The sequence below is a fragment of the Aequorivita sp. 609 genome (assembly GCF_014212065.1).
Taxonomy (GTDB): Bacteria; Bacteroidota; Bacteroidia; order Flavobacteriales; family Flavobacteriaceae; genus Aequorivita; species Aequorivita sinensis.
The window spans coordinates 45130-59406 of the sequence record NZ_JACJVM010000034.1 but is presented as its reverse complement, the minus strand read 5'-3'; the positions used below and the strand labels follow the sequence as shown (position 1 = coordinate 59406).

The 14277-nt window shown below is 36.3% G+C and carries 12 protein-coding genes; 7 read left to right on the top strand and 5 right to left on the bottom strand.

The features are described from left to right. Complete coding sequence (locus tag H4O20_RS09735) at nucleotides 1–1206, top strand: ABC transporter permease (RefSeq protein ID WP_185099122.1); 1206 nt, start codon at nucleotides 1–3, stop codon at nucleotides 1204–1206. Between the two features lie 240 nt (nucleotides 1207–1446). On the opposite strand, the gene H4O20_RS09730 is transcribed toward H4O20_RS09735, so the two are convergent. Then, nucleotides 1447–2103 carry an FAD-binding oxidoreductase gene (locus tag H4O20_RS09730; protein ID WP_185099121.1) on the bottom strand — a complete coding sequence of 219 codons (657 nt, stop codon included), beginning with the start codon at nucleotides 2101–2103 and terminating at the stop codon, nucleotides 1447–1449. A gap of 187 nt (nucleotides 2104–2290) precedes the next feature. Between H4O20_RS09730 and H4O20_RS09725 the strand changes: the two genes are divergently transcribed. Then, a complete protein-coding gene (locus H4O20_RS09725) occupies nucleotides 2291–2629 on the top strand; it encodes a T9SS type A sorting domain-containing protein (RefSeq protein ID WP_185099120.1) in 339 nt (112 codons plus the stop codon). A gap of 4 nt (nucleotides 2630–2633) precedes the next feature. Continuing rightward, entirely contained in the window at nucleotides 2634–3152 is a 519-nt protein-coding gene (locus H4O20_RS09720; protein WP_185099119.1) for a hypothetical protein, read from the top strand. A 63-nt stretch (nucleotides 3153–3215) separates the two neighbouring features. Here the strand turns inward: H4O20_RS09720 and dusB are convergent, their stop codons facing one another. Continuing rightward, a complete protein-coding gene (dusB, locus tag H4O20_RS09715) occupies nucleotides 3216–4208 on the bottom strand; it encodes a tRNA dihydrouridine synthase DusB (RefSeq protein WP_185099118.1) in 993 nt (330 codons plus the stop codon). A 331-nt stretch (nucleotides 4209–4539) separates the two neighbouring features. On the opposite strand from dusB, the gene lepA reads away from it, so the two are divergent. Further along, nucleotides 4540–6336: a translation elongation factor 4 gene (lepA, locus tag H4O20_RS09710; RefSeq protein ID WP_165144745.1), complete on the top strand. Its 1797-nt coding sequence runs from the start codon at nucleotides 4540–4542 to the stop codon at nucleotides 6334–6336. Here the strand turns inward: lepA and H4O20_RS09705 are convergent. Together H4O20_RS09705 and H4O20_RS09700 are read right to left on the bottom strand one after the other, a co-directional pair. After that, entirely contained in the window at nucleotides 6333–6560 is a 228-nt protein-coding gene (locus tag H4O20_RS09705) for a hypothetical protein (protein ID WP_139853932.1), read from the bottom strand. The two genes, lepA and H4O20_RS09705, sit on opposite strands and share 4 nt — an antisense overlap. 36 nt (nucleotides 6561–6596) lie before the next feature. After that, nucleotides 6597–8465 carry a sodium:proton antiporter gene (locus tag H4O20_RS09700; RefSeq protein ID WP_139853931.1) on the bottom strand — a complete coding sequence of 623 codons (1869 nt, stop codon included), beginning with the start codon at nucleotides 8463–8465 and terminating at the stop codon, nucleotides 6597–6599. Between the two features lie 138 nt (nucleotides 8466–8603). Here H4O20_RS09700 and H4O20_RS09695 point away from each other — a divergent pair, with 138 nt between their 5' ends. From H4O20_RS09695 to H4O20_RS09685, 3 genes are read left to right on the top strand one after another with little or no spacing between them, the layout of a single operon-like run. Next, nucleotides 8604–9464: an MBL fold metallo-hydrolase gene (locus H4O20_RS09695; protein WP_139853930.1), complete on the top strand. Its 861-nt coding sequence runs from the start codon at nucleotides 8604–8606 to the stop codon at nucleotides 9462–9464. Nucleotides 9465–9482: 18 nt separating this feature from the next. Next, nucleotides 9483–11150, top strand: coding sequence for a S8 family serine peptidase (locus H4O20_RS09690; RefSeq protein ID WP_185099117.1), 1668 nt, complete (start codon nucleotides 9483–9485; stop codon nucleotides 11148–11150). Further along, complete coding sequence (locus tag H4O20_RS09685; RefSeq protein ID WP_185099116.1) at nucleotides 11150–13045, top strand: M1 family metallopeptidase; 1896 nt, start codon at nucleotides 11150–11152, stop codon at nucleotides 13043–13045. Before H4O20_RS09690 ends, H4O20_RS09685 begins: the two co-directional genes overlap by 1 nt. Here H4O20_RS09685 and H4O20_RS09680 read toward each other — a convergent pair. Next, on the bottom strand, nucleotides 13042–14184 hold the full coding sequence (locus H4O20_RS09680) for a methionine aminotransferase (protein WP_185099115.1): 1143 nt from the start codon (nucleotides 14182–14184) through the stop codon (nucleotides 13042–13044). The two genes, H4O20_RS09685 and H4O20_RS09680, sit on opposite strands and share 4 nt — an antisense overlap. Nucleotides 14185–14277: the final 93 nt, after the last annotated feature.

Genomic DNA, 14277 nt, shown 5'->3' with positions numbered 1-14277 from the left:
TTGAATTTTTCCCTCTACATCGCAAAGCGTTATTTGTTTTCAAAAAGTAGCAACAATGCCATTAATATTATTACTGGTATTGCAGCGATTGGAGTGGTAGTTGGTGCAATGGCTTTGTTTATTGTGCTTTCAGGATTTTCTGGCTTAAAAGAATTCAGTCTTCAGTTTACAAACGAATTTGATAGCGATTTAAAAATCCTTCCTGAAAGTGGAAAAACCATTTCTTTTTCAGAAGCACAAAAGCAACAATTAGCGAAAATTGAGGGAATCGAAGTCTTTTCAGAAATTATTGAAGAACGTGTTTTTCTACACTACAAAGGAAAAAACCATATCGCCTATATAAAAGGTGTGGATACGGTTTATGGAAGTGTAAATTCTATAGATAGCATTATGATTGCTGGATTGTGGTTTGAACCTTCCCTTAGCGAAGTGGTTATTGGTTTAGGAACTTCAAGTAAGCTCTCATTATATCTAAATGATTATAGTAATCCATTAGAAATATATGTTCCTAAGCCGGGTACAGGGCAGTTAAATGCTCTAGATCCCACAAATGCATTCACGAAAAAACGGACTGTAGTTTCAGGAGTTTACAGTGTTAATGAGGATTTAGATTCTAAATATGTATTTACCGATATGGATTTTGCCAGAGATTTACTATCGCTTGATGAATCCAAAATTTCTGCAATTGAAATAAAGATGCTTTCAAATGCTTCAGAAGAATCTGTTAGGGCAAATATTGAAAAAGTTTTCCCTGAAGGTGTTGTTGTTAAAAACAGAATTCAGCAAAATGACGCGCTTTATAAAATGCTGAACACGGAAAACATTGCTGTTTACCTAATTTTTACTTTAGTAATGATTATTGCACTTTTCAATGTAGTGGGATCTATAATAATGATGATTCTAGACAAGCGAAAAAACATAAAAACACTCTATAATATGGGAGCCTCGCTTAGAGAAATACGCCGTATCTTCTTTTTGCAAGGAACATTAATGACTGTGTTAGGTGGTATAGTAGGGATTTCTCTTGGGGTTCTTGCTGTTTTGGCGCAGTTAAAGTTTGGATTCGTAGCAATAACTAATACTCTGCCTTATCCCGTAAAGCTAAACCTGGTAAACATTATAGTAGTGTTTGTAACCATAAGCGTTTTAGGTATCCTCGCATCCAAAATAGCCTCGAGTAGGGTGCGAGAGAAGTTGTTGGTTTAGAAGTATTCGCCTTTAATTGAACTACAAATATTTAGTGTTCAAATTAAAGATTAAAAAACTCAGTTTAGTCGATGATAACTGGGGTATAAACAACACCTATTGAGTGACATCTTTTTGTTAAGCTTCACAACGAAATTTAATGATTAAGAAATTTTCTTAATCACCAACATATAAATAGGCAAGTCATATGTATTAAGTCTTTCAGTCCCGATAGCTATCGGGATGGTCTTACATCTTAGATTAAACAACCAAATATTCGGGGTCTGCACCTAGACTTACCAATGCTTCATAAATTTCTTCTGTAAAATCTTGTGGGCCACACACGTAAAAACGAGAATCAAAATTTCCAATAGTTTCAATAAGGTATTTGCGGTCTATTCGGCGTTCGCGAAAACCAATTACTCCTTCTTTTGTAAACACATTTTTATAGGCGGGGCCTAGCATTTTTGTCAATTCATCGTGTAGTATAATATCGTCTTTTGTTCTGTTGGAATACAACAAGGCTACTTTGCGTAGATTTCCACTTTCAAAAAGCGCTCTAAAAATTGCGATAAATGGAGTTATCCCAGTTCCGCCAGCAATAAAAATACCTGGCCCTTTATATTTTATAGTCCCAAAAACCTCGTGAAGTAGAAGCTCTGCTCCCGTGTTGAGTTTTCCCATTTGAGCGCTAACGCCTTCGTGCTCTTCGTAAATTTTTACGATGATCTCTAAATAATCCCAATGCTGTAATGAAGTAAACGTGTAGGGACGTAGCTGATTTTCCCAGCCCGGAATATTTATAGAAATAACCGCCGATTGGCCGGGGGCGTAGGTGAAATCTTTCGGTTTTTCTAGTACAAAACGTTTTACGTTATGGGTTATATATTGATTGCTTATTATTTTGAGGGTTTGCATTAGGCCAATTTAAACGTCAAAGATAGAAAGGTTTTTAATGAAAAACAGTTTATTTATTTAAACAAACTTTTAATCATCAAAAACTTTAAAAATGTAAGCAGAGTCATCGCTTATTATTTTTTAATATTTTTCACAATTCTATTGTAAAAAAACAAAAAAATTAATTTTCTTGTAATTAATTTGGAGTATGTTTGATAAAATTTTATTTTTAAAAATCTTAGCCCCCTCTCTCTCCCCCTCCCCCCTCCCTTATTTAAAAAGATGGTTTCTGTCTTTTTTATTTTTAATTCCTTTTGCCTTAATGGCACAGAATGGCCAAGAAGCCGCTTTGGGCTGTGGAACAACCACAGGTGCTGAAGAGTATTTGTTAGACACTTTTTACGGCTCTAACCAAAAGATTGTTGATGTGTTGCTTGAGAACAATGTAAATATCATAAGCGTTTCCTCCTTGCCCAATGGTATTTATTACGTAAGACTCGAAGGCGCAACGGGCGTTTTTACCAAAAAGCTAATCCTTAAAAAATAATATTATGAAAACATTTTATATAATTCTTGTCTTTTCTTTATTGCTCATTTTAGGATGCAACAAAGAAGAAAATAATACACCAGTCGGTTATCCTATGAGTTTTGATGTTTACTTGGATTTACAAAAACCCGATGGCTCGCCATATAACGAAGGCGAGGTTGAGGCAAAAGGTGGCTTCCTTGATGAAGAAGGCCACTTAATTTTTAATGGCGATTGGATTACATTGCCCGTTGATGTGGAGATCTCAGCCATGTTGGAAAAAAGAGTATTTGGGCCATTCGGGTTAAGTATCGGGTGGGAGTCCGGCGAAGAGCCAGAAGAAGGTACTGAATGGGTAATAAATAATATACTCTTGCTACTTTATAAAAATATTTCAGACATAGATACCTTACGTGGTCGGGATAGCACACGATATCCAGAATTCCGTTATTTCGATATATTTAAAAACGGCACATTGCTCCAACGCTTTAACGATCCCGATAATTATATTGAAAGACCGTGGAACATTACCATACAAAAGTAAAATAATCGCAATAATCCCTTAACCTTCCTCTATTCGGGGAAGGTTTTTTTTATTAGCAAAAAACTATGCAAACTCATAATCCCCAAACGCTTCCAAAACCTCATCAAAAGCTTCAAAAACGGAAGCAGAATCATCGCTAGTTACCATTTTCATTCGGTATTCCTTAAAGTTTGGAATTCCTTTAAAATAGTTGGTATAATGGCGGCGGGTTTCAAAAACGCCAAGTTTTTCACCTTTCCAATCAATTGCCATTTGTAAGTGGCGTTTGGCGGCTTCTACACGCTCAAGCATCGATGGGGGTGGTAAGTGTTCGCCAGTTTTAAAATAGTGTTTTACTTCTTTAAAAAACCAAGGATATCCAATACTAGCACGGCCTATCATTGCACCGTCCAACCCATATTTATCGCGCATTTCCATTGCTTTTTCGGGCGTATCAACATCTCCATTTCCAAATACAGGAATATGCATTCTTGGATTGTTTTTTACTTCGGCAATAGGAGCCCAATCGGCATTACCTTTATACATTTGGGCGCGAGTACGACCGTGTATAGAAATTGCTTGGCAGCCTACATCCTGTAAACGTTCGGCAACTTCCATAATTTTTATACTATCGTGATCCCAGCCTAATCGTGTTTTTACGGTTACAGGCAGTTTTGTGTGCTTTACCATGGCTTCGGTAAGGCTAACCATTAAATCGATATCCTTTAAAATCCCTGCACCTGCGCCTTTACTTACTACTTTTTTTACGGGACAACCAAAGTTAATGTCGATAATGTCTGGACCGCTGGCTTCTACAATTTCTACACTGCGCAACATAGATTCTAGAACAGCTCCAAAAATCTGAATTCCTACAGGGCGTTCCTTTTCATAAATATCAAGCTTCATCACACTTTTTGCAGCATCCCGAATAAGTCCTTCCGAAGAGATAAATTCAGTAAAAACCACATCGGCGCCTTGTTCCTTACAAAGTGCACGGAAGGGCGGATCGCTTACGTCTTCCATTGGGGCTAGTAATAATGGAAAATCAGGCAGTTGTATGTTTCCTATTTTTGGCAATTTCTTTTTATTTGAGAATGCAAAAGTAGTAAATATCAGTATAATAAATCACTATTGCCTTACTAAGACTTAAGACCGCTTCGCTAAAGGACGTAAGACATAAGATTTGACCTGTAAAATATTGATGTATAGTATTTTGTCGTTATTTATTTTTAAAATGCGCTAATTTTATGTAATATTTTTTAGGTCTTATGTCTTACGTCTAAAAGTCTTATGTCGTTTATTAAAATTAGTTCTACTAATGAAATTATTATTAACTACTGCATCATAACTAAAATAATCACTCTTTTAATCTATATTTGCAATTCGTAGCACGAAGAAGGATTAATTTATGAAGAACATCAGAAACTTTTGTATTATAGCGCATATTGACCACGGGAAAAGTACTTTGGCCGACCGACTATTGGACGCCACAGGTTCCGTTACTAGTCGTGAAAAACAAGCGCAACTATTAGATAGTATGGACTTGGAGCGCGAGCGTGGTATTACTATTAAAAGTCACGCGATACAGATGGACTATATGTACAAGGGTGAGCAATACGTATTAAACTTAATTGACACTCCTGGTCACGTAGATTTTTCATATGAAGTTTCTCGATCTATTGCTGCCTGTGAAGGCGCATTACTAATTGTAGATGCTGCACAAAGTATTCAGGCGCAAACGATTTCTAATTTATACTTAGCGCTAGAAAATGATTTGGAAATTATTCCAGTATTAAACAAAGTAGATCTTCCTTCGGCTAATGTTGAGGAGGTTACCGATGATATTGTAGACCTTCTAGGGTGTAAGCCAGAAGAGGTGATTCCAGCTAGTGCAAAAACAGGGCTTGGTATTGAAGAAATACTTAGCGCTATTATCGAGCGAATTCCACCACCAACAGGTGTATTGGATGAGCCCTTACAAGCTTTGATATTCGATTCTGTTTACAATCCATTCCGTGGTGTTGAAACGTACTTTAGAGTTTTAAATGGTGAAATAAAAAAAGGGCAGCACATAAAATTTATGGCTACCGGAAAAAGTTATTACGCCGATGAAGTTGGAACTTTAAAATTAAAACAACTTCCAAAAGATTCGATTAAAGCTGGAGATGTTGGGTATTTAATTACAGGAATCAAAGAGGCTAAAGAAGTAAAAGTAGGTGATACCATTACCGATTCAAAAAATCCGACAGTCAATATGATTGAAGGATTCGAAGATGTTAAACCTATGGTTTTTGCTGGAATTTATCCTGTAGATACTGAGGATTATGAGGAGTTGAGAAACTCAATGGAAAAACTTCAGTTGAATGATGCTTCTTTAATATTTATTCCTGAAAGTTCTGCAGCTCTTGGATTTGGTTTCCGTTGTGGTTTCTTGGGAATGCTACACTTAGAGATTATTCAAGAGAGATTGGAAAGAGAGTTTGACATGACAGTAATTACTACCGTGCCAAACGTATCATATCATGCATTTACTAATAAAGAGCCGGATACACCAATTTTGGTGAATAACCCTTCCGACTTACCTGAACCTTCAACTTTAAATAGAGTAGAGGAACCATTTATAAAGGCCACAATTATTACAAAGTCAGATTTTGTTGGTTCTGTAATGTCTCTTTGTATTGAAAAGAGAGGTGAAATTACAAATCAGACGTATTTAACTACCGAACGTGTAGAGCTAACTTTTGATATGCCTTTGGCAGAGATTGTTTTCGACTTTTACGATCGATTAAAAACAGTTTCTAAAGGTTATGCTTCTTTCGATTATTCTCCAATAGGAATGCGTCAATCTCACTTAGTTAAGGTAGATGTGTTATTAAATGGAAACGTTGTAGATGCACTTTCTGCTTTGCTTCACCGAGATAATGCTTATGATATTGGAAAGAAAATTTGCGAAAAACTTCGCGAACTAATCCCAAGACAACAATTTGATATTCCTATTCAAGCTGCTATTGGAGCAAAAATTATTGCTCGTGAAACGGTTAAAGCACTTAGAAAGGATGTTACCGCAAAATGTTATGGGGGTGATATTTCTAGAAAGCGTAAACTTCTTGAAAAGCAGAAGAAAGGTAAAAAGCGTATGCGTCAAGTAGGGAATGTTGAAATTCCTCAGGAAGCGTTTATGGCTGTGCTTAAGCTAAATGACTAATTTCCGCAGCTAGCACCAGTTTCTTCTAAACCAGAAATATAAGTTCCGTAGGGAGTCCCTGTATCTTGTCCGTTTACAGAAGCATTGCCATTGCTTTCTTCACACACTTCAAAATCTAATGTTGAAGGTGAAGAGCAAGTAGTGCAAGATCTTCCGTCGTCTTTTTTACAAGAGGAAACGAAAAGGATGCAAATGATTCCTGTAATATAATAGACTTTCTTCATTTTTTCTTTTTATCTAAAAACAAAAATTTCAACGGTTTATTTCTCAGATTTACCTTCGTTCTCTGAACGCGTAGCATTTACTACATCTTCAAAATCCATAGGTTTTCCTAAGTAAACTAAATTACTTCCTTCTTCAGTTTCTAATTCAGTAGGGGAAGTAATCAGGTCTAAAAATCCGTCTGGGTGTTTTAAAAATAGCGGGATTGCATTTTTATCTTCACCAACAATATTGAGAACTCTTAAAAACTGATTGTGATTTTCAACAGGAATTTCTTGTATAGACGGGAATTCTTGGGCAACTTGTGCAAACCTAGAGTAATCGTGAGTATAAGAGAACAATTCTTTAATCGATAAGTTTTTGTTCTTTTTCATTTCGTCTGAGGTAATTAACCTAAATGTTCCATTTTCCCCAAAATATTTTTCAAATCGGTTAATTGCTTGCTTGTTAATTTCGTCACTCCCCGTCATGGCTAGTATATATCCCACATCATTTAGCTCTATATTGTCTGTTAAATCATCGGTATAGATATTCGCAGTAAAGGCTTCTAATCCTAATTCTTTAGCTCTATTAATATTTAGCTGGTTAGAATCTACTAGCACTACGTGGCGTTCGTTTTTATGTAAATAAGTGGCAATTAGTCTAGATGCTTTTGAAGCTCCTACAATTAAAATTCCTTCAGACTTTTTAAGGTAAACTCCCATCCATCCAGCAACTAATCTGGCAGTAGTTGCGTTTAAAATTACTGTAATTAAAACCACAGCAAAAACTAATGGTGTAATGTATTCGGCACCCACAACACCTTTTGTAACAAGTTTAGTTCCAAATAAAGATGAAATACCAGCGGCAACTATCCCACGAGGTCCTACCCAGCTAATAAAAAGTTTTTCATTTACTTTAAGAGAGGAACCGGTAGTACTGGCAAAGACAGTTAATGGCCGCAAAATAAAAATAATAATAGCTAATAATATTGCCGTTTTCCAGTTGTAAACTAATAGCAAATCTTCAATGCTAATATTTGCGGCAAGTAGAATAAATAGAATTGACACTAGTAAAACACTCAGTGATTCTTTAAAGTAAAGGAGTTCCTTAAGACTGGGAAGATCGCTGTTTCCTAAAAACATTCCCATTACTACCACGGCTAATAAACCAGATTCGTGAGCAAACAAGTCGCTGATTACGAATACCGCCATTACCATTGAAAGTGCAACAACATTAGATAGATAATGAGGTACAAGTTTCTTTTTAATGGCAAAATAAAGCGCATATCCCGCGGTAATACCAAAGGACATACCTATTAATACAATTTTTCCGAAGTCTAGTAATGCTTGCTTAGTATAGCCCGAATCGCCTTCAACACTTATAAACTCATAGACAAGTACAGCTACAAGTGCGCCAATAGGGTCAATTAATATACCTTCCCATCGCAACACTGCAGCAACGTCTTTTTTCAGTGGAATATTCCTCAAAATAGGAGAAATCACCGTCGGACCTGTTACTATAATCAAGGCTGAAAATAGAAACGAAATTCTCCAGTCTAATCCAAAAATATAGTGTGCAGCCGCACCAGCTCCAATAAATGTAATCGCGGCACCTATACTTATAAGTTTACCGATTGCCGGCCCTACTTTAGAAATCTCATCGCGTTTGAGCGTTAGTCCTCCTTCAAAAAGTATAATTCCTACCGCTAGTGATACAAAATAGAAGAGATTCTCCCCGGGGAAGAGCCCTTTTTCTCCATTCCAAATGGGCTGAAGCCATTGAGTTCCATCAGCAGAAATAAGTGTAGAGATTGGTCCTACCAAGAGGCCAATCATAATTAAAGGTAAAATGGCAGGTATTTTAAATTTCCAAGCTACCCACTGAGCCAATATTCCTAAAATTATAATTCCTGCAAGTTCTACCATAAAAAACGGGGTTTTGGCAAATTAAAAAATTTTCTCTTCCACTGAAAAAGAATAATTTGTTAAAAATAGTATAATTATTTTTACTTGGGCCTTAGGAGTGTAACGCTTTTGTTATTTTGCAACTCATTTCTTCAAATTATGCAACTATTTCCAATTGAAGCCGGTAATTTTAAATTAGATGGCGGTGCAATGTTCGGCGTTGTGCCAAAAACCTTATGGACGAGGACGAATCCTGCGGACCAAAATAATATGATTGATATCGCTGCGCGTTGTCTTCTTATTGAAAATGGCGATCGATTAACACTTATTGACACCGGAATGGGTGATAAACAAAGTGAGAAGTTCTTCGGTTACTATTTTAGATGGGGCGACCACAACCTTGACAGCTCTTTAAAGAAACATGGATTTCATCGTGACGATATTACCGATGTTTTTATGACACACTTACACTTCGATCATTGTGGTGGTAGTGTTCAGTGGAATAAGGAACGAACAGGCTATGAAACTGCTTTTAAAAACGCGACATACTGGAGCAATAAAGACCATTGGAAGTGGGCTACAGAGCCTAATAGACGTGAGCAAGCTTCTTTTCTAAAAGAAAATATTTTACCAATGCAAGAAAGCGGGCAGCTTAAATTTGTAGAGCAGCCAACGTCAGACTTTTCGGAGGCTAAGGAGCTGGACTTTGGAATTCTTTATGTCGATGGACATACCGATAAACAAATGATTCCGCATATAAACTATAAAGGAAAAACGTTGGTTTTTATGGCAGATTTGCTTCCTACGGCTGGTCATTTACCACTTCCGTTTGTAATGGGGTATGATACAAGACCACTATTAACCCTTCCCGAAAAAGAAAAATTTCTGAACAAGGCTGCAGAGAACAATTTCTATCTTTTTCTAGAGCACGATGCTCACAACCCAATTATTACAGTAAAAAATACCGAAAAAGGGGTTCGACTTAACGAAACTTTTTCCCTAACAGAATTCTTTAACTAACACTTTAATTACTATAAAATGAATATTTTTAAGATCTCTTTACTTGCAGTTGGTTTTTCAACTGTCTTGGCTAGCTGCGGTGGTGCCTCAGCAATTATTGCTACTCCAATTGAAAACATAGATACGAATCCCTTAAAAACAGCTCCATTAACCGATGCTGAATTAAAGAACTGGCCAATGATGGATCTTGTGGCCGATACAGTTCCTGGAATGAGTGTTGATAAAGCGTACAATGAATTAATTGGAAAAAGAAAAGGAAAAACTGTTATTGTAGGTGTTATTGACAGCGGTGTAGATATAGACCACGAAGACCTTAAGAATGTACTGTGGACGAATCCTGGTGAAATACCTGGAAATGGAATTGACGATGACAATAATGGATTTATAGATGATGTTTACGGATGGAACTTCCTAGGTGATATCACTGGTGAGAATATGGAGTTTGTTCGTATTATCAGAAAACTTAAACCAAAATATGAAGGTAAAACCGAGTCTTCAATTAGTGCAGCTGATAGAGCAGAATTTGCTATCTATCAAAAGGCGTTAGCTGAGTATGAAAAAGAAAAGGCTGAGGTTGATATGAATATAGCTCGTTACGGGCAAATGCTTTCTCAAATAAAACCAGTGCATCAAGCAATGGCGAAAAAGCTAGGTAAAGAAGATTACACTAAAGAAGATTTAGCTGCTATTAAAAACCCTACTGCTGAAGAGCAGCAACAAATAGGAATGCTTAACCAAATGTTGAGTTTTGGAGACTCTATACCTGAACTTATCGAAAATATTGAAGGAGGATTAAAGTACTTCAATTCTAGAGAGCAGAATCATTTTAATATGACAAAAGATTTCCGTGCAGTATTAGGAGACGATCCTTACGATATCACTGATAATATTTACGGTGATGGCAATGTTGCTGGGCCGGATGAATTAAGAGAAGAAGCTAAACACGGAACACACGTAGCAGGAATTATCGCAGCACAACGCGACAATGGAATTGGAATGAATGGTGTAGCTAATAATGTTCAAATCATGTCTGTTCGTGCAGTACCAGATGGTGATGAGTACGATAAAGATATTGCTTTAGCTATTCGTTACGCAGTAGATAATGGAGCTAAAATCTTAAATACTAGCTTCGGAAAATACTACTCTCCAAATTCAGAGTGGGTTTACGATGCAATTAAGTATGCTGCTTCGAAAGATGTATTAATTGTAAATGCAGCTGGAAACGATGGGTTAGATTTAGATACTGTAAACGTTTATCCAAACGATCAAGTAGACAATGGTCCAGAAATGGCAGATACCTTCTTGACCGTTGGTGCGCTTAACTATAAATACGGAAGTGAATTAGTAGCAAACTTCTCTAACTACGGAAAAAACAATGTGGATGTTTTTGCACCGGGTGTAAAAATTTATTCAACAACACCATTAAGTACTTACGAATATTTACAAGGAACATCTATGGCAGCACCTGAAGTTGCTGGTGTGGCAGCTGTAATTCGTTCATACTACCCAGAGCTATCTGCAGTTCAAGTAAAGCAGATTTTAATGGATAGTGGATTAACTTCAACTGCAAATGTTATTTTAGGAGGTGAGCAATCGAACACTAAACCATTCTCAGAAATTTCAAAGTCTGGGAAAATGGTGAATTTGTATAACGCCTTAATTATGGCAGATAAAATGAGTAAATAATGAAAAATATTTTTAGCGTATTATTTATAACCGCTTTAATTTCTGGTCTTTCGGCAACCCTTTATTCGGCCACTGCACAAAACAATAAGTGTTATTGGCAACAAAGAGTTGATTATAAAATGAACATCGATGTAGATGTCGAAAAATATCAATATAAAGGGACTCAGGAGTTGAAATACACAAACAACTCTCCTGATACATTAAACAAAGTTTTTTATCACTTATATTTTAACGCATTTCAACCTGGAAGTGAAATGGATGTGCGCTCTCGTACCATTGCCGATCCAGATAGAAGGGTAGGTGATAGAATTTCAAAATTGACATCGGAAGAGATTGGGTATATTAAACCAACCTTTTTCACTCAAGATGGTGAAGCCGTTAAATACACTATTAAAGGAACTGTGATGGAAGTGATTTTGAATAAGCCTATTCTTCCAAATGAAACCACAGTATTTAATATGAAGTGGGACGCGCAAGTACCTTTACAAGTACGTCGTTCAGGTAGAACAAGTGCTGAAGGTGTAGCATTAACAATGACACAATGGTACCCAAAGATAGCTGAATACGATTTTGAAGGTTGGCATGCACATCCATATATTGGACGTGAATTTTACAGTGTTTGGGGAGATTATGACGTAACTATTACAATTGATGAAAATTATACAATTGGAGGTACTGGATATTTACAAAATCCAGCCGAGGTTGGTCATGGTTACACACTACCAGGTCAAAAACCAATGCATCCTAAAAACGGAAAGTACACATGGCACTTTTTAGCGCCAGACGTTCACGATTTTGCTTGGGCGGCAGACGATAACTACATCCACGATACTTATGAAGGTCCAAATGGGGTTACACTTCACTTTCTTTATAAGGACAATCCTGAAATTGCAGAAAACTGGAAAAATCTTCAGAAAAAGACTGCAGAGTTAATGGAATTTTTCAATGAACATGTAGGTCCCTACCCTTATGAGCAATATTCAGTAATTCAAGGTGGAGATGGCGGAATGGAATATGCTATGAGTACAATGATTACTGGCGAACGTGATTTTGGAAGTTTAGTAGGTGTTACGGCTCACGAACTTGCACATATTTGGTTTCAATTTGTGTTAGCAACAAATGAAAGTAAACACGAGTGGATGGATGAAGGGTTTACAGTTTACATTGCAGATGAAGCAATGAATTATGTAATGGAAGAAAACAAAGCTAATCCACATGCAGGTTCATATAGAAGTTACTTTTTTAACGCAACTAGTGGCCAAGAACAACCACAAACCACTCACGCAGATAGATATGCTACAAACCGAGCTTATAGTATAAATGCATATAGCAAAGGTTCTGTTTTCTTAGCACAACTTGGCTATGTAATTGGTCCTGATAACCTTTCAAAAACGTTGAAGCGTTATTACACCGATTTCAAATTTAAGCATCCAACTCCAAACGATTTTATTCGTACTGCTGAAAAAGTTTCAGGATTTGAATTGGATTGGTATTTGACAGACTGGACCCAAACTACTAATACGATAGATTATGGAGTTAAAGCGGTTGAAACTGAAGGTAAAAACACTAAGGTTACTTTAGAAAGAATTGGTTTAATGCCACTGCCTATAGATCTATATGTAACTTATGAAGATGGATCGCAAGAGTTATTTTACATTCCACTAAGAATGATGTGGGGAGAAAAGCCAAACCCTTTTGCTGAGTTGAATCGCACCGTTTTAGACGACTGGGCTTGGGCATATCCTACCTATACATTCGAAATTAAGAATGGAAAAAAAGTTAAGAATATGATGATAGATGCTACACAAAGAATGGCAGATATCAACCCAGAAAATAACTTTTGGGAGAAAACAAAAAACAAGAGTTTAATAGAAGTAAATAAGAAAAATCCTTAAAACTCATTAAGGATTTTTGCGGCCTCTGCCAAAGTATCATCGGTTTTTGCAAAGCAGATTCGGATTTGTTTATAATCTTTTTCAGCCTTGTTAAAAACCGATGTTGGTATGGTCGCAATTCTATGTTCTTTAGTAAGTCTTTCTGCAAAGACAATATCACTCTCATTTGAAATTTCAGAAAAATCTAACATCTGAAAATAAGTTCCCTTGGAAGGGATAATTTTAAAACTAGATTCTTTCATTAAGTTGAGAAAGAAATCACGCTTTTGCTGGTAGAAATCCGAAAGCTTTAAATATTGGCTATCATCTTTTAAGTAAGTTGCAAATGCTTTTTGAAAAGGGTGATTAACGCTAAACACTATAAATTGATGCAATTTTTGAAATTCTTTCATTAAAGGTGCAGGTGCTACACAATATCCAATCTTCCATCCTGTATTGTGAAATGTTTTCCCAAATGAAGCTGTAACAAAACTGCGGTTTGCTAAATTTTCAAATTTTGAAGCACTTTGATGTATGTTTCCATCAAAAATAATGTGTTCGTATACCTCATCACTTAAAACGAATAAATCATTTACTTCAGCTAAATGCTGTAACTGAAGCATATCGTCTTCAGAAAAAAGCATTCCACTTGGGTTATGCGGACTGTTGATGATAATCATTTTAGTAGATGAAGTAATTTTATCTGCAACTTCTTGCCAATCTAATTTATAGTAAGGTGGTTTTAATTGAATTGGAACAACTTTTCCACCAAACAAAGCTACTGTAGGCGCATAACAATCATAAGCAGGGGTAAATATAATTACTTCATCTCCTTTTGAAATTGTTGCTGAAATTATTGTAAATATTGCTTGAGTTGCTCCAGCAGTTACTGTGATTTCTGTTTCTGGATTATAAAAATGATTGTGAAGTTTTTCAATCTTTTTTGAAATCTCCATTCTAAGTTCAAAATCTCCAGCCATTGGTGCGTATTGATTGAAACCCTCTTCCATAGCCTGATCTACAAGTGCACTTAAAGCAGGATCGGTTGGAAAGTTTGGAAATCCCTGCGAAAGATTAATGGCGTCGTAATCTGCCGCCATTTTACTCATAACTGAGAAGATGGAGGTCGGGATATTTGGGAGTTTTGAGTTTTTAATCATATTGATTGAATTTTTAGACTTGAATGTGCTTGTCTAAGTTACTATTTATTTCAACCAATAAAAAAACCCTCGCTCCCAATAATTATCAGGACT

Excerpts from the sequence above, each read along its gene's own strand:
- H4O20_RS09730 (WP_185099121.1), bottom strand. The coding sequence starts at position 2,103 with ATGCAAACCCTCAAAATAATAAGCAATCAATATATAACCCATAACGTA.
- H4O20_RS09725 (WP_185099120.1), top strand. The coding sequence starts at position 2,291 with ATGTTTGATAAAATTTTATTTTTAAAAATCTTAGCCCCCTCTCTCTCC.
- H4O20_RS09720 (WP_185099119.1), top strand. The coding sequence starts at position 2,634 with ATGAAAACATTTTATATAATTCTTGTCTTTTCTTTATTGCTCATTTTA.
- lepA (WP_165144745.1), top strand. The coding sequence starts at position 4,540 with ATGAAGAACATCAGAAACTTTTGTATTATAGCGCATATTGACCACGGG.
- H4O20_RS09705 (WP_139853932.1), bottom strand. The coding sequence starts at position 6,560 with ATGAAGAAAGTCTATTATATTACAGGAATCATTTGCATCCTTTTCGTT.
- H4O20_RS09700 (WP_139853931.1), bottom strand. The coding sequence starts at position 8,465 with ATGGTAGAACTTGCAGGAATTATAATTTTAGGAATATTGGCTCAGTGG.
- H4O20_RS09695 (WP_139853930.1), top strand. The coding sequence starts at position 8,604 with ATGCAACTATTTCCAATTGAAGCCGGTAATTTTAAATTAGATGGCGGT.
- H4O20_RS09690 (WP_185099117.1), top strand. The coding sequence starts at position 9,483 with ATGAATATTTTTAAGATCTCTTTACTTGCAGTTGGTTTTTCAACTGTC.
- H4O20_RS09685 (WP_185099116.1), top strand. The coding sequence starts at position 11,150 with ATGAAAAATATTTTTAGCGTATTATTTATAACCGCTTTAATTTCTGGT.
- H4O20_RS09680 (WP_185099115.1), bottom strand. The coding sequence starts at position 14,184 with ATGATTAAAAACTCAAAACTCCCAAATATCCCGACCTCCATCTTCTCA.